Source organism: Streptomyces avicenniae (genome assembly GCF_000719135.1).
GTDB lineage: Bacteria > Actinomycetota > Actinomycetes > Streptomycetales > Streptomycetaceae > Streptomyces > Streptomyces avicenniae.
Genome location: NZ_JOEK01000009.1, coordinates 100,698 through 116,242, shown reverse-complemented (window position 1 = coordinate 116,242; position 15,545 = coordinate 100,698). Strand labels below are relative to the sequence as shown.

Here is a 15,545-nt window from a genome sequence, read left to right as displayed (position 1 = left end):
GCGTCACAGCCCGGGGATGCGCCCGTTCCTGAACAGGTCGAGGAAGATCTGATGATCGGCCCGCGCGCGTGCCCCGTAGGCGTGGGCGAAGTCCACCAGCAGCTCCGCGAAGCCCTCCCCGTCGTCTCCGATCGCCTCGTCGATCGCGTGCTCGGTCGAGAACGGCACCAGCGACTGCCCGCTGGAGTCGTCCGCCGCCGCGTGCATCGTCGCCGTCGCCCGCCCCAGGTCCGCGACCAGCTCGGTGATCGCGGCCGGTTCGTCCAGCTCCGACCAGTCGAGGTCCACGGCGTACGGCGACACCTCGGCGACGAGCTGCCCCGCCCCGTCCAGCTCGGTCCAGCCGAGCCACCGGTCCGCGTGCGCCTGGAGCGCCCGCTGCGAGATGACCGTACGGTGCCCCTCGTGCCGGAAGTAGGAGCGGATGCGCTCCTCGGTGATGTGCCGCGAGACGGCGGGTACCTGGGCCTGCTTGAGGTAGATCACGACGTCGTTCTCCAGCGCGTCGCTGTTCCCTTCGAGCAGCACGTTGTACGACGGCAGGCCCGCGCTGCCTATCCCGATGCCCCGGCGCCCCACCACGTCCTTGACGCGGAAGGAGTCGGGCCGCGAGCGCCGTGACTCCGGCAGCGTCGCCAGGTACGCCTCGAACGCCGCGAGCACCTTGCCGCGCGTCTCCTCGTCCAGCGCCACCGAGCCGCCGCCGGGCGCGAACCGCCGCTCGTGGTCGCGGACCTCCGTCATCGAGTCGAGCAGCCCGAACCGCGTCCTGGCCCGCGCGTCCCGCAGCGCCCCGAGCATCGGCCCGGTCGCCGTCTCCAGCGTGAACGGCGCCACCGCGCCCTCCTCACCCCCGCGCGCCAGCACGCCGATGCGCTCGCGGTACGCGCGGGCGTAGGCGCGCACGAGGTCGCCGATCATGCCGTCGCTGAGCGCCTTGGTGTAGCCGAGCAGCGCCACCGACGCGGCGAACCGCTTCAGGTCCCACAGGAACGGCCCGACGTACGCCTCGTCGAAGTCGTTGACGTTGAAGACGAGCCGCCCGCCCGCGTCCATGTACGTGCCGAAGTTCTCGGCGTGCAGGTCGCCGTGTATCCAGACGCGGCCGGTGCGCGCGTCGAGGAACGGGCCGCCGTCCCGGTCGGCCTCGACGTCCTTGTAGAACAGGCAGGCCGTGCCCCGGTAGAAGGCGAAAGCCGACGCCGCCATCTTCCGGAACTTGACGCGGAACGCCGCCGGGTCGGCCGCCAGCAGCTGGTGGAACGCCGTGTCGAGCACGGCGAGTATCTCCGCGCCGCGCTCCTCGTCCGAGGGGTCCTGCCGGGACGTCGTCGGCATCGTGCACCTCCACACAGGCGGGAGGGCAGGACGCTCCGGCCCTTCCCGGCGCGGAGCCTACTCCCGGGTGTGCGGGGCGGGCCGCGCCGGGCCCGCCCCGCACGGGGTCACAGCTCGGGGACCCAGTAACGGTCCAGCGTCACGGTCGCGTTGTTCGCCGCGCCGACCCGGGTACCGACCGTGTCCACGGCCAGGGTGTACCAGGAGTCCACGTAGTCGGGGTCGTCCGTCCACCAGTCGTCGGGCAGCGCGTTGAGCAGCGCGTCCACCAGGGGGATGTACGCGCCCCCGTCGATGATGGTCAGCAGCGCGCTCGCGACCGCGCGCGCCAGTTCGAGGTAGTTGGTGCTGCCGTCCTCCTCCATCAGGACGACGTCGGCCAGGCTGTACTTGTAGTACGACCAGTTGACGAGGATCTGGCCGGGCGAGTAGGTCTCCCCGTCCTCGTCGAGGTACGGCAGCTCGACCGGATCGACGCGGACCTTGCCGTCGTGGCCGAAGCCGGTGACCAGCGCGTAGATCTCCGCGTCGCCCTTGGGCCAGGGCTCCTTGTCGTCCTCCAGGCGGATCGAGGTGATCCGGGAGCTCCAGAAGCCCGCCTGGGCGGTGACGTCCGCGGCGTCGAGACCCGCGGCCGTCAGTTCGTCCCGCAGGACGCCGAGTCCGGCCGCCAGGGCCTCCTCGCCGTCGATGTCCACGACGTACACCGGGCGCGCGGGCACGGTGTCGGCGTCGAGGGTGTGCGCACGGCCCGCGCTGTCGTAGGCCGTGACGGTACCGGCGCGGTCGTCGTCCAGGGTCGCGGCGGCGACCAGGGGGGAGCCGCCCGCCCGGGTGAGCGCCGCGCGCATCCGGCTGTCGCCGAGCCGCAGGGAGAGGAGGGAGTCGGCATGGCCGGTCAGCCCCTTGACGCGGGCGAGTCCGGCGTTGGCGCCGTCGAGACGGTCGGTGAGGCGGGGGGCCGCGCCGGGGCGCGCCGCCAGGTCGGCGAGGTCCACCTCGTCGGCGGACAGCACCGCCCGGCGGACGTCCGCGCTCCAGGCGGAGTCGGTGAGGGAACGGGCGAGGTCGCGTGCGACGGTGTCCAGGATGTCGGCGGGCTGTGCCGCCCGCTCGCCGCGCGGCTGCGCTACGGCGCCGCCTGCGGTGAGCAGCAGGACCAGCAGGGCGGTGACGAGGGCGAGGGCGTCACGCCGTGCGGTGGAACCGATTCTCAAGAGAACCTCCGGGAGGTGTTCTATGCGAGTAGATCGGAGCCCGTCCAGTGTGATGCATTCATGACAAGCGGAGCAACGGTGCCCCGGCCGGTCCCGGCCGTCAACTCGCCTTTCCGGCCGAAGAGTTGACGCGAAACGCTCGCCCGTCCGCCGCGCCCCGCCCCGCCGCGTGGCGCCGTCTGGGGGCCGTGGGGAGAGCGGGGAGAGCGCGCCGGGCGCCGGGCCGCCGGGGGCGCGGGGGCGCGCGTCGGCACCGTACGCATCCACGCCGTTTCGCACGGTCAGGCGCAGGCGGCCCGCCGGGGCGGGGCCAGCAGGCCGGTGACCGACGCGGTCAGGAACGCCCCGACCTCCTGCCACGAGTCGAACGCGCGCGGTGAGCCGTGGTGCAGCTCCGCCTCGTGCTGCGCGCAGGTGTGCGTCGCGAGCAGCGTGATGAGGCGGCTGCGCGCCGCCAGCACGGCGGGCGCCAGGTCCTCGGTGTTCTCCCGCAGCCAGCCCCGGATCTCGGTGACGGACGGGCTGGCGTTGTTCGACGCGTGGCACAGCGCGCTCGCGTCGGGATCGGCCAGGGCCTGCTGGACGAACCGCGCGTAGAAGGTCGGCACCGGCAGCGCGGCCAGGTGCTCGGTCAGCGGCAGGATGAGGCCGCCGACGTAGTCGCCCGCCTCGCCTGTGCGGCGCGCCTGCGCGAGGCGTGCGGCCCGCAGTGGCTCGACGGCCGCCTGGTGGCGCCCGAGGATCTCCTTGATCAGCCCGCGCCTGCTGCCGAAGTGGTAGCCCACCGCGTAGTTGTTGCCGGTGCCCGCTTCAAGCGCCACGCGGCGGTTGGAGACCTGGGCGATGCCGTGCTCGGCGAACAGGCGCAGCGCGACGGCGAGCAGGTGCTCGCGCGTGGCGGGGCCCTGGGCGGCGGGCTTCTCGTCCTCGCGCACTGTCCCCCGTCCCCCGTAGGCCGTCGCGGGCCTTCCGGGGCCCGTAGGCGGACACTTTACGAGTTCCGCGCCCGGTCGGGCCCGGCCCGGCGGCGCGTCCACGCGGCGCGGGGCGTGCGGCGCGCGCGGGACGCCGTGGCGCGCGGCGCCCGGTGGGGGAAAGGCGGGCCGTCGCGCCGGAATGGCGTGAATCCGGTCGCGTGCGTCGCGGAACGCGTCGGGGAAATATGCCGTCAGGGAAAGGATGGAGCCAATTACCTGCGGCCGGGGAAAGGGTCTCTTATGGATGAACGCGCGTTAAGTCGCTTGACTTAACGGTGTGTGGCTGATCCTGTCGGCGCCCGGCCGCCGGACGCCGACCTGCGTGTTTCCTCCCGGCACGGCCCCCGGCGCCGCCCGCGCGGCCCGTTCCGGCCGGGGCACGGCGCGTGGGTGCCACGTCGGCGCGAAGGGGCATGTGGCCCGAAGGAATCCCCGCGCCCTTGCCGCCAGGTGTGCCCGCTCCTAACGTCACCGTGTCCACCGGAAAACCCGCGCGACCGCCCACCGGGCGGTCCCCGCGAGGGAATTCACGCGCGTCGCCCCGAGGCGGGCGCGCGCCCACCGAGAGGACCGGGAGGCCCCATGGAACGGACGGCGCCGGTGCACTACCCCTTCAACCGGACGGACGGACTCGACCTCGCCTGCCCCTACCGGGAGGCACGCGGCACGCCGGGGCTCACCCGCGTCCGCATGAACCACGGCGACGCGGCCTGGCTCGCCACCCGCTACGAGGACGTCAGGTTCGTCCTCGGCGACCGCAGGTTCAGCCGCGCGGCGGCCCTCACCCACGACGAGCCCCGGCAGTCCGACGGCAGGCGCAGCGCGGGCATCCTCGCCATGGACCCGCCGGAGCACACCAGGCTGCGGACCCTGGTCGCCAAGGCGTTCACCGTCCGGCAGGTGGAGCGGCTGCGCCCCCAGGTCCGGGCCCTGGCGGGCGAGTTGCTGGACGCGATGGAGGAGACGGGCCAGCCCGCCGACCTGGTCGAGGACTACGCGCTGCCGATCCCCGTCTTCGTGATCTGCCAGCTGCTCGGCGTCCCGGCCGCGGACCGACCGCAGTTCCGCGTGTGGAGCGACAGCCTGCTCTCCACGAGCCCCATGACCGCAGGTGAGTTCACGGCCGTGCGCGGCGAACTGCGTGACTACATGGCGGGCCTGGTCGCCGAGCACCGCCGCGCGCCGCAGGACGACCTGATGACGGCCCTGGTCAACGCCAGGGACCAGGACGACCGGTTGAGCGAGGAGGAGCTGATCGACCTGTGCGTCGCCGTCCTCGTCGCCGGGCACGAGACGACGGCCACGCAGCTGCCGAACTTCGTCCTGACCCTGCTGCGCCACCCCGACCAGCTCGCGCGGCTGCGCAGCGACCCGGAGGCCGTGCCCGCCGCCGTCGAGGAGCTGATGCGCTTCGTGCCCCTCGGCGCGGGCGCGAGCGCCGCCCGGTACGCCACGGAGGACGTCGAGGTCGGCGGCACGCTGGTCCTGGCCGGGGAGCCGGTCCTCGTGTCGATCGGGTCGGCCAACCACGACGGGGGGCGCTTCGAGGACGCCGACCGGCTGGACGTCGCCCGCGCCGACACGCACCACCTCGGCTTCGGCCACGGCGTGCACCACTGCCTCGGCGCGCCCCTGGCCCGCCTGGAGCTCCAGGAGGGCCTGGCCGCGCTGCTCGCCCGCTTCCCCGGGCTGCGGCTCGCGGGCGAGATCGTCTGGAAGGACGAACTGCTCGTCCGCGGCCCCCGCTCCCTGCCGATCGGATGGTGACGCGATGACCGCCTGGCACCTCGCCGTGGACCGCGACCGCTGCATGGGCACCGGCATCTGCGCCGGTACGGCCCCTGCGCTGTTCCGGCTCGACGGCCGCCACAGCGCGCCGGTGAACGACAGCATCGACCCGGACGAGAGCGCGCTCGACGCGGCCGACTCCTGTCCCGCCGCCGCCATCACCGTCACCGCCCGCGAGACCGTCATCGGCCCCCGTCCCTGACACAGGCCCCCGCGCCCACGGTCCGCCCGTGGGCGCGGGAGACTCGGGGCATGAACGGGAGGAACGTGGGGGACGCGCCCCTCGTGGCACGGGAGTTCCGCGCGTCCGACGCCGCGCCGCTCACGGCGATGCTGCACCGGGCGTACGCCGAACTCGGCCGCGCCGGGCTGAACTTCACGGCCGTCGATCAGGACGAGGCGACCACCCTCGCCCGCGCGGGCGCCGGGCGGTCCTGGGTGTGCGTGGACGGCGGCGCCGTCGTCGCCGCGCTGACGCTCTCGCTGCCGCCCGGCCCCGCCCTGCGCGCGCTCAGCCATGAGGCGACGCTGCCTGGCCGCGCGTGGCTCAACCAGCTGGCGGTCGATCCCTCCCGGCGCGGCCAGGGCCTCGCCTCCCTGCTGTGGCGCACCGGCCGGGAGTGGGCCCGTACGGCGGGGGCGACCCACGTCGGCCTCGACACCGCCGCCCCGGCGCGCCACCTCGTCGCGCGGTACGAGCGCTGGGGCTTCCGTGGCCGGGAGACGATCCGCTGGCCTGGCAAGACGTACGCGAGCACCGTGATGGTGCTGCCCTTGCGCGACGGCGGCTGACGGCGGTCAGTCCACGCTCACCCCGGTCAGCCGCTCGCTGAGCCCCCACAGGCGGCGCGCCGCCGCCGGATCGACGGCGTACGGCATCACGCCGAAGGCGGGGCCCGGCCCCTGCGCCTGCTCGGCGCCCTCCGGGACGAGCGGCGCGACGTCGCAGTTCTCGCAGTAGACGCCGCCCAGCCCGTCCAGCTGCGGCGACGCCGCGCACCACACGGCCGTCGCCGCGCCCTGCTCGGGCGTCTTCATGTTGCGCGAGGGGTCGATGACGGGGTCGCCGTTCTCGTCGATGACGCCCATCCGCCGCAGGTTCGCCGGGTCCGTGTGCCGCCCGAGCGGCGTGATGATGCTGCCGGGGTGCACGGCGAAGCCGCGGATGCCCTCGTCCCGGCCGCGGCGGTCCAGCTCGACGGCGAACAGCACGTTCGCCGTCTTCGACTGGCCGTAGGCGTCCAGCGGTTCGTACGGGCGCGCCGTGAAGTCCACGTCGTCCCAGTCGATGTCCGCGCGCCGGTGCCCCCAGGACGAGACGGAGACGACGCGCGCGCCCCCCGCCCCCAGCAGCGCGGGCCACAGCCGCAGCGTCAGGCGGAAGTGGCCGAGGTGGTTGGTCGCGAAGTGCGCCTCGTGCCCGGCGGCGTCGCGGCCGAGCGGCACGGCCATGATCCCCGCGCTGTTGACCAGCATGTGCAGCGGCCGTCCCTCGGCGAGGAAGGTGTCGGCGAACGCGTCCACGGACGCGGGGTCGGCCAGGTCCATCGGCCGGACGTCCACCCCGTCGATGCCGTCGAGCGCCCCCGCGGCCCTCGCCGGGTCACGCGCGGGCACGACCACGTCGGCGCCCGCCGCGCGCAGGGCCCGCACGGTCTCGACGCCGAGCCCGGACGCGCCGCCGGTCACGAGCGCGGTCCTGCCGGTCAGATCGACGCCCGCGACGGCCTCGTCCGCGGTGGTGGACGGCCCGAGACCGGAGCCGAGCGGGCGTTGTGGCGTGGTGGTCATGGTGCGGGTCCCTTCCCGGTGCCGGGGCGTGCACCCGTGCGCCGTCCCGGTTTTGCCGGGGGTGCCCAGGGCTCTTACAGTGGCGAAGCGGAGAGTCCTCCGTTCGGCTTCCCGAACGTAACGGAGAACTCTCCGGTAAGGCAAACCGGCGCGCAGGCCCCTGGAGGAGACGATGCCCGAGCCCCCGCCCCCGGGGGGACGTGTCCGCGCGGACGCGCTCCGCAACCGCGAGCACATCCTGCGCGTGGCCCACGACGCGTTCGCCGAGTCCGGCACGACCTCGCTGAACACCATCGCCAAGCGTGCGGGCGTCGGCCCCGGCACGCTCTACCGCCACTTCCCGACCCGCGAGGACCTGATACTCGCCGTCTACCGCCACGACATGCAGCGCCTCGTGGACTCGGTGCCAGGCGTCCTCGCCGCCCACGGCCCGCTCGACGCCTTCCGCACCTGGTTCCTCACCCTCGCCCGCTACGTGCGGCTCAAGCACGGCCTCGGCGAGGCCCTGGGGACCGCCGCCGTCCAGCACGCCGTCAAGGAGTCGTACCCGCCGGTCACCGCCGCCGTGGGGACGCTGCTGCGCGCGTGCGGCGAGGAGGGCAGCCTGCGCCCCGGGCTCGACCCGGCCGACGTGCTGCTGCTCATGGGCTTCCTGTGGCGCGTCCCGCAGGACGAGGAGGGCGAGCGGCAGGCGCGCCGCGTCATGGAGCTGGTGATCGACGGCCTGCGCCCCCTGACCTGACGGGCGCCCCCGGCCAATAATTGGCGCGACGCGCCACTCATGTCACATCGCGCCAAAAAGTGTGGTCTCCTGGAGGAGCGGCGACGGACACCGTCCGCGCCGCCGCCAGGGCGCGCCCGACAGCGCCGTCACGCCCTTCCCTGGTGTCGCCGCGCACGCACGCCCCGCCGCGCGTGTCCGTCCGAGGAGAGGTGCATGGAGACCACGCAGTCACCGCCCACACCCGCAGGAGCCGCGGAGACCGGCCCCGCGACGGGCCCCGCGACGGGCCGCAAGGCGACCGTCGCCCGGTACGCCTTCGTCTTCGGCTTCCCGTTCGTGCTGGTCATGATGCTGGTCGGCATCTACGTCGGCTCCATGCACGCACCCGCGCCGCACGACATGCCGGTCGCCGTCGTCGGCAGCGGCGCCGAGGCCGAACGCGCCGTCGCCACGCTGAACGCCACCGACGGCTCGCCCGCCGACGCCCGCCTCGTCGCCACCCCGCAGGAGGCCGAGGAGCTGCTGCACGACCGCGACATCGCCGGGGCCCTCGCCCTGCCCGGCGCGGGCGGCGCCGACGACGGCCAGGCCGTCCTGTACACCGCGCAGGCCGCCGGCGCCTCCCAGACCATGACGGCGACCCAGCTGCTGACCCCCGTCGCCGCCGGGATGGACCTGACCGTCGTCCCGCACGAGGTCGCGCCCCTCCCCGAGGGCGACATGAGCGGCGTCGCCGTGATGTTCATGGGCGTCGGCATGATGCTCTCCGGATACATGGCCGTCACCGTGCTGAGCAACGGCGCGCCCGAGCTGATGACGCTGCGCAGGCTCGTCCCGCTGCTGATCGGCTGGGGCGCGCTGATGAGCCTGGTGATCTGGACGCTGGCCGGGCCCGTCGTCGGCGCCGTCAGCGGGCACACCGCCGAGATCCTCGGCATCGGCTGGCTCGCCGTCGTCGCCGTGGGCCTCACACAGGCGCTGCTCTCGCGCCTGGCCGGGCCGCTGGCCGTCATCCCCGGGATCGCCCTGTTCATGTTCCTCGGCGTGCCCGCCTCCAACCTGGCGCTGTCCGTCCACACGATGCCCGGCTTCTTCTCCTTCCTGCACGACGTGCTGCCGCTCCCCGCGGCGGGCGAATCGCTGCGCGCCGTCCTGTACTTCGGCGGTGACGGCGCGGGCGGCCACCTGCTGACCCTCGCCGCCTGGGCCGCCGCCGCGCTGCTGCTGACCGCCGTCATCGACACGCTGCGCGGCCGTAAGGGGGAGCGCGCGGACGCGCCCGCCCTCGCAGCCGCCTCCTGACCACCGCGCACCCTCCGCGAAGGACACCGATGAGCCCCACCACGCCCCAGCCCGCAGCGGGGAAGACACCCCCGCCCGCCGCCGTCAAGTACGCGATGCTCGCGCTGTTCCCGTTCCTGATGGTCGTCCTGATGGTCGGGATCATGCTCACGGGCATGCACAAGCCGACCCCCAGGGACATGCCCGTCGCGGTCGTCGCCGCCACCGCCCAGCTGGCCGGGCAGACCGCCCAGGGCCTGGAGGACGCCCTCGGCGACAGCTTCGACCTGCGGCCCCTCACCTCCGAGGACGAGGCACGCGCCCTCCTGCACGACCGCGAGATCGCGGGCGCCTACGTCCTGCCCGCCGCCCCCGGCGAGGACGCCACGCTCCTGACGGCTGGCGGCGCGGGCATGAGCCAGCAGCAGGTCGTCAGCCGCACCTTCGGCCAGATCGCCGCGCAGCAGGGCGTCACCCTGGACAGCCAGGACCTGGCGCCGCTGCACGAGGACGACTCCATGGGCACCGTGAGCCTCTACCTGACGATCGGCTTCACCCTGTCAGGCCTCATCCTCGTCGTCATCCTGTCAACCGCCGCCCCCGAGCTGATGCGTACGCGCAAGCTGCTGCCGGTGATCGCGGGATGGGCCGTGTTCATGGCCCTCAGCGTCTGGCTGGTGGCGGGCCCGATTCTCGGCGCCGTCCACGGACACGCCCTGCCCGTCCTCGGCCTCGGCGCCGCGACGGTGGCCACGGTGGCGTTGCTGACGGCCCTGTTCGCCCGCTTCCTCGGGCCGCTCGCCGTCATCCCCGTCGTCACGCTCACGATGTTCCTCGGCGTGCCCGCCTCCGGCGGCGGGATCTCGGTGTGGATGGCGCCGTCGTTCTTCCACACGCTGCACGGCGTCCTGCCGCTGCCCGCGACGCTGGAGTCCGTCCGCGCCGTGCTGTACTTCGGCGGCGACGGCGTCGGCCCGCACCTGCTGACCCTCGGCGTCTGGGCCGCCGCCGCCCTGCTGCTCGGCACGGCGGCGGAACGCCTCACCGGCCGCCGGGGGAGCGGCACGCCCGCCGCCGCGGCCCCCGCAGGACCGCCGCGCCAGGAGCGGCAGGCCGTCGTGCCGGGCCCGGCCTGACGGGACGCGGCGGCGCGGCGCCGCGCCCGTACGGGGGTTAGGGTGCCCCACAGCACGCAGTCGAAGGAGGCGTCCCGCACCATGTCCGAGGCCGAGGGCCAGGAGAGCCGCACCGGCGCGACCGGCACCAGGACCGGGCGCCCCTCCTTCACCGAGACCCACCGCCGGGCCGTCCGGCTGGAGATCGCCAGGGCCGCCGTCGATCTCTTCACGCTCCAGGGCGTGGAGCGCACCTCGGCCGCCGAGATCGCCGACGCGGCGGGCATCTCCCTGCGCACGCTGTGGCGTTACGTCCCCTCCAAGGAGGAGACCATCACGCAGCTGTTCACGCTGGCCGCCGAAGGGCTCGCCGCCCGGCTGCGCGACTGGCCGCGGGACGTGGCCCTCGCCGACTTCCTCACCGGCGGCTCCTGGCACCCCGAACTGGACGCGAACACGCGCGCGTTGCTGCGCGAGGCGTCCCGCCTCACCCGCGCGGAACCGGCCCTGCGCACCGTCTCGATGCAGGCCGCCTTCGCGTTCCAGAGCCACATCGCCGCCGCCTTCGCCGAGCGCGCCGGGCTCCCCGAGCCCGACCTGGAGACCAACGTCCACGCGGCGACGCTCCTGGCCACCCTCGCCGTCGCCGACCAGGAGTACGCCTGGCACCACGAGGGGCCCGACGACGAATCCGTCCGCCGCGCGCTGACGGCCCGCGCCCTGCGCGCGGCGGCACGCGGACTTCCCTGACCGGACGTCCCCCGGTCACCCGCCACACCTACGCTGACCGGGTGATGGTCAAGATCTCCTACCCGCTGCCCCTCCCGCTCGGCCACCGCGTCGAACTCACCTGGTACACCCGCCCGGTGCGCGGCGGCCGGTGGAAACCCGACGCGGCGGACACGCCGTTGGCGCGCGACCTGACGACCGGCGTCACCTACGTGGGGGACAGGCACGTCGCCGACCGCACCGCGTGGACCATGGGCCTCGTCGGCTCGCAGCGCGTGGAAGGCGTCGTACCGCCCGCCCTGGAGTCGGCCTTCGCCGTCGAGCCCCCGAAGGGCCGCGCCGTCCACCGGCGGATCACCGGCGTCGTGACGGGCTGCACCGTCCTCCAGGAGTCGGACTGGGCGCGCACCGTGCTCACGCTCACCGTGCAGGAGGACTCGGGGGCCGCGTGACGGCCCGTCAGTCCGCGCCGACCGCGTGCCGCCGCGCCTCGTAGAGCATGACGCCCGCGGCGACCCCCACGTTCAGCGACTCGGCCGTGCCCACCATCGGGATGCGCAGCCGCCCGTCCGCGCGGGCCAGCACGCCGGGCGGCAGGCCCTCGCGCTCGCTGCCGAACAGCAGCGCGAGCGGCGGCCGGTACTCCGCGTCCCAGTGCGCGTCGGCCGCGCCGCCCGACGCGGCCAGGACGCGTACGTCCTGCGCGGCGGCCCAGGCGAGGAACGTGTCGGCGTCCGGCGCGTGCGCGACGTCCACGGCGAACAGCGAGCCCATGCTCGCCTTCACGGCCACGGGCCCGAAGGGGTCCACGCAGTCGCCTACGAGGACCACCCCGGCGCCGCCCGCCGCGTCCACGGTGCGGATGACCGTGCCGAGGTTCCCCGGGTTCGCGATCCGGTCCAGCGCGGTGAACACGGCGCCTGGCGTCACCGTGAGGTCGTCCAGCGCCCGCGTCCGCGTGCGGACGACGGCCGCGAGCCCGGCCGGGCCGTCCCGGTCGGCCAGCCGCTCGAACAGGGCGCGCCCGAGGCGCGCGACCCGCGTCCCCGCCGCCTCGCGCTCGGCGACCATGCGCTCGGCCGCCGTCCCCGCCAGCAGTTCCGGCGCGACGACGAGGGTGTCGATGTCCCAACCGGCCTCGACGGCCCGCCACACCGGCTGCACGCCCTCCACGACGAACGCGCCCTCACGGCGCCTGTGCCTGCGGTCGGCGAGCGAACGGACGCGCTTCACCACGGGGTTGGCGGCGCTGGTGATCAGACCGTCCACGGCGCCCGTTCCCCCGCCCCGCCCGGCCGCCGCGCCGCGCACGGTCCGGACATCCGACTTGACGCGGGCCCTGGCCCACCGGGACGCACCCGGCCAGGCCCCCGTTCCGCCCCTGCCCCGGAGGGCATCGCGGCAGGCCGGGGGGCGTGCGGAGGACACAGCGGGCGGCCGTCGCCTTGTTCCGGAACTCGGCCGCCTCGTACGCGAAGGGTGTGCAACATCCGATGTCTCTGCTAGGTAGTTCGTGACGGAAGTGGCGAGGCAGGGCCGCAGGCACGCCCTGTCCCCGACCCGGAGGCGATTATCCATGGCTGGTCACCCACCGCCCGACGCCGCGGCGCGGAGCGGACCGCGCCCCGCCGTGCGGCGTGCCCGGCCCCCCTCCGGCGGGCCCCCCGTACACGCGGCGCTCCCGCGCCGCACGGGCCCGCACCGCCGTCGCGACGGCCGCCACCGGCACGGGGAGGACCCGCCCGTGCGCTGACCGACGCAGAGGCCGTCCCCGCCCGGCGGTGCCCCACGCCCCGGACGACCACCACGACGGCCCCCATCCCACCCCCACAGACCGGCGCCGCCCCTGCCGCGCGTCGGCCGACTCAGGAGCCGCTGATGTCCCCCCACACCAATCGCAGGAAGTTCATCGCACTGTCGGCCGCCGGCGTGGCCGCCGGTGCCGCCGCCACCGGCGCGGGCGCCCAGAGCGCACTGGCCGACCCCGCCGTCCCCGCCGTGGACGGCGTGCGCCCGGCGGCCGACGAGCCGCTGCGCCTGTGGTACCAGAACCCCGCCTCCGAATGGCTCCAGGCCCTGCCGCTCGGCAACGGCCGCCTCGGCGCCATGGTCTTCGGCGGCGTCCAGACGGAACAGCTCCAGCTCAACGAGGACACCATCTGGGGCGGCGGGCCCTACGACCCCGCCAACTCCGACGGCGCGGGCAACCTCGCCGAGATCAGGCGCCGCGTCTTCAACGGCGAGTGGGCAGCCGCCCAGTCGCTCATCGACACCACCTTCATGGGCAACCCGCGCGGCCAGATGCCCTACCAGACGGTCGGCAGCCTCCGTCTGACGTTCCCCTCGGGCGGCAACGCCTCCGGCTACCACCGCGAGCTGGACCTCACCACGGCGATCGCCCTCACCCGCTACACGCGCGACGGCGTCACCTACACGCGCGAGACGCTGGTCAGCGGCGCGGACCAGGTCGTCGCCGTGCGGCTGACCGCCGACTCGGGCGGCCGGATCTCCTTCACCGCGACCTTCGACAGCCCCCAGACCTCCAACCGCCACTCGCCCGACCCCCTGACCGTCGGCCTCGACGGCTCGGGCGAGAGCGTGGACGGGCTGCCGGGCCGCGTACGGTTCAGGTCGCTGGCGACGGCACGCGCCACCGGCGGGTCGGTCCGCAGCGAGAACGGCACCCTGACGGTCGAGGGCGCCGACGCCGTCACGCTCCTCGTCTCGGTCGGCACCAACTTCGTCAACTTCCGCGACCTGACCGCCGACCAGGACGGCCGCGCCGCCGACCCGCTGCGGACGGCGGGCGACCGCACCTGGGACGACCTGCGCGCCCGCCATGTCGCCGACTACCAGCAGTACTTCGGCCGCACCACGCTCGACCTCGGCACGTCCTCCGCCGCCGCGCTGCCCACGGACCAGCGCGTCGCCGCGTTCGCGAACGGCTCCGACCCGCAACTCGTCACGCTCTTCTTCCAGTTCGGCCGCTACCTGCTGATCTCCGCCTCCCGCCCCGGCAGCCAGACGGCGAACCTCCAGGGCATATGGAACGACGTGCTGCGCCCGCCGTGGAGCTCCAAGTACACGATCAACATCAACATCGAGATGAACTACTGGCCAGCGGGCCCGACCAACCTCATCGAGCTGATGGAGCCCGTCCTGCGCATGCTGGACGACCTCTCCGTCACCGGCGCCAGCACCGCGCGCCTCCAGTACGGCGCGGGCGGCTGGATGTGCCACCACAACACGGACGGCTGGCGCGGCACGGCCCCCGTGGACGGCCCGTTCTGGGGCATGTGGCAGACCGGCGGCGCCTGGATGGCCCTGCACATCTGGGAGCACTACCGGTTCACCGGCGACACGGAGGCCCTGCGCAGCCGCTACCCGGTGCTGAAGGGCGCGGCGCAGTTCTTCGTGGACTCCCTCGTCGAGGACCCCTCGACGGGCGCGATGGTCACCTGCCCGTCCAACTCCCCGGAGAACGCGCACCACCCCGACGCGTCCGTCTGCGCCGGGCCCACGATGGACATGCAGATCATCCGCGACCTGTTCAACGCCGTCGCGGACGCCTCGGAACTGCTCGGCACCGACGCCGACTTCCGCTCCCAGGTGCGCGGTCTGCGGGACCGGCTGGCCCCGACGAAGATCGGCGGCCAGGGGCAGATCCAGGAGTGGCAGGAGGACTGGGACGCCATCGCCCCCGAGCGCAGCCACCGCCACGTCTCCCACCTGTACGGCCTGCACCCGAGCAACCAGATCACCCCGCGCGGCACGCCCGAGCTGGCCCAGGCCGCCCGCACCACGCTGGAGCAGCGCGGCGACGACGGCACGGGCTGGTCCCTCGCCTGGAAGATCAACTTCTGGGCGCGCCTGGAGGACGGCCGCCGCTCCTACAAGCTGCTGCGCGACCAGCTGACGCCCGAGCGGACGGCGCCCAACTTGTTCTGCCTGCACCCGCCGTTCCAGATCGACGGCAACTTCGGCGCCACCGCGGGCATCACCGAATGGCTGCTCCAGTCGCACGCCGACGAGGTGAACCTCCTGCCCGCGCTGCCGCCCGAGCTGCCGAACGGCTCGGTCACGGGCCTGCGGGCGCGCGGCGGGCAGGCCGTGGACATCACCTGGGAGGGCGGCGTCATCACCGCCGCGACCCTGCGCGCCGGGCACGACGGCACGGTCACGGTCCGCGCGGGACGGCCCCTCAGCGTCGCCACGGACGGCGTGCGGACGGCCGTGCGGCGGCCGGAGGGCAACGTCCTCACGTTCACGGCCGAGGCGGGCAAGGCGTACGTCCTGACGCCGCAGTAGTGCTGCAGCAGAACCGCCAGCAGCCCGCAGCAGAACCGCACGGCCCCGGCCGTGGGCAGCCGCCGCCCGGCGCGGCGGCTGCCCACCCGGGGCCGTAACTCCCGGAAGGAGGAGGACCGCAGAGCGGAGGTGGCCTGTCGCCGCGCGGGGGCACCTCGTACGATGGCACGCGCGCCGACGCCGCCCCGCGCGAGCACGCCAGGGCCGCACCGGCGCACCGACCCGCTCCACACCGACACCGCGGCGGCAGGAACCGCCCACGACCACGCGGGCCGAC

General features: G+C 74.6%; 14 protein-coding genes. 9 read left to right on the top strand and 5 right to left on the bottom strand.

Going from position 1 to position 15,545, the window contains the following annotated elements; genetic code table 11:
- Positions 1-3 precede the first annotated feature (3 nt).
- The 3 genes from IF27_RS15550 to IF27_RS15540 form a co-directional block, all read right to left on the bottom strand.
- Positions 4-1,338 carry a DUF2252 domain-containing protein gene (locus IF27_RS15550; protein WP_052850186.1) on the bottom strand — a complete coding sequence of 445 codons (1,335 nt, stop codon included), beginning with the start codon at positions 1,336-1,338 and terminating at the stop codon, positions 4-6.
- A 107-nt stretch (positions 1,339-1,445) separates the two neighbouring features.
- Positions 1,446-2,555 carry a DUF3103 family protein gene (locus IF27_RS15545; RefSeq protein ID WP_052850185.1) on the bottom strand — a complete coding sequence of 370 codons (1,110 nt, stop codon included), beginning with the start codon at positions 2,553-2,555 and terminating at the stop codon, positions 1,446-1,448.
- A gap of 281 nt (positions 2,556-2,836) precedes the next feature.
- Positions 2,837-3,490 (bottom strand): TetR/AcrR family transcriptional regulator, encoded by a 654-nt coding sequence (locus tag IF27_RS15540; RefSeq protein WP_052850184.1) that lies wholly within the window; start codon positions 3,488-3,490, stop codon positions 2,837-2,839.
- A gap of 624 nt (positions 3,491-4,114) precedes the next feature.
- On the opposite strand from IF27_RS15540, the gene IF27_RS15535 reads away from it, so the two are divergent.
- From IF27_RS15535 to IF27_RS15525, 3 genes are read left to right on the top strand one after another with little or no spacing between them, the layout of a single operon-like run.
- Positions 4,115-5,299: a cytochrome P450 gene (locus IF27_RS15535; RefSeq protein WP_052850183.1), complete on the top strand. Its 1,185-nt coding sequence runs from the start codon at positions 4,115-4,117 to the stop codon at positions 5,297-5,299.
- Positions 5,300-5,303: 4 nt separating this feature from the next.
- On the top strand, positions 5,304-5,522 hold the full coding sequence (locus tag IF27_RS15530) for a ferredoxin (RefSeq protein WP_052850182.1): 219 nt from the start codon (positions 5,304-5,306) through the stop codon (positions 5,520-5,522).
- A gap of 50 nt (positions 5,523-5,572) precedes the next feature.
- Entirely contained in the window at positions 5,573-6,112 is a 540-nt protein-coding gene (locus IF27_RS15525; RefSeq protein ID WP_052850181.1) for a GNAT family N-acetyltransferase, read from the top strand.
- 6 nt (positions 6,113-6,118) lie between these two features.
- Here the strand turns inward: IF27_RS15525 and IF27_RS15520 are convergent, their stop codons facing one another.
- Positions 6,119-7,111 carry an oxidoreductase gene (locus tag IF27_RS15520; protein ID WP_052850180.1) on the bottom strand — a complete coding sequence of 331 codons (993 nt, stop codon included), beginning with the start codon at positions 7,109-7,111 and terminating at the stop codon, positions 6,119-6,121.
- Positions 7,112-7,283: 172 nt separating this feature from the next.
- Between IF27_RS15520 and IF27_RS15515 the strand changes: the two genes are divergently transcribed.
- From IF27_RS15515 to IF27_RS15495, 5 genes are all read left to right on the top strand, one after another.
- Positions 7,284-7,853: a TetR/AcrR family transcriptional regulator gene (locus IF27_RS15515; RefSeq protein ID WP_052850179.1), complete on the top strand. Its 570-nt coding sequence runs from the start codon at positions 7,284-7,286 to the stop codon at positions 7,851-7,853.
- A 195-nt stretch (positions 7,854-8,048) separates the two neighbouring features.
- Positions 8,049-9,137 carry an ABC transporter permease gene (locus IF27_RS15510; protein WP_052850178.1) on the top strand — a complete coding sequence of 363 codons (1,089 nt, stop codon included), beginning with the start codon at positions 8,049-8,051 and terminating at the stop codon, positions 9,135-9,137.
- A gap of 29 nt (positions 9,138-9,166) precedes the next feature.
- Entirely contained in the window at positions 9,167-10,252 is a 1,086-nt protein-coding gene (locus IF27_RS15505; RefSeq protein WP_052850177.1) for an ABC transporter permease, read from the top strand.
- A 42-nt stretch (positions 10,253-10,294) separates the two neighbouring features.
- On the top strand, positions 10,295-10,981 hold the full coding sequence (locus IF27_RS15500; RefSeq protein WP_223291069.1) for a TetR/AcrR family transcriptional regulator: 687 nt from the start codon (positions 10,295-10,297) through the stop codon (positions 10,979-10,981).
- Between the two features lie 41 nt (positions 10,982-11,022).
- A complete protein-coding gene (locus IF27_RS15495) occupies positions 11,023-11,412 on the top strand; it encodes a hypothetical protein (protein WP_190232979.1) in 390 nt (129 codons plus the stop codon).
- Positions 11,413-11,419: 7 nt separating this feature from the next.
- Here IF27_RS15495 and IF27_RS15490 read toward each other — a convergent pair whose 3' ends face one another.
- A complete protein-coding gene (locus IF27_RS15490; protein ID WP_052850174.1) occupies positions 11,420-12,229 on the bottom strand; it encodes a TrmH family RNA methyltransferase in 810 nt (269 codons plus the stop codon).
- Positions 12,230-12,838: 609 nt separating this feature from the next.
- Between IF27_RS15490 and IF27_RS15485 the strand changes: the two genes are divergently transcribed.
- Positions 12,839-15,268 carry a glycoside hydrolase family 95 protein gene (locus tag IF27_RS15485; RefSeq protein ID WP_052850173.1) on the top strand — a complete coding sequence of 810 codons (2,430 nt, stop codon included), beginning with the start codon at positions 12,839-12,841 and terminating at the stop codon, positions 15,266-15,268.
- Positions 15,269-15,545 lie beyond the last annotated feature (277 nt).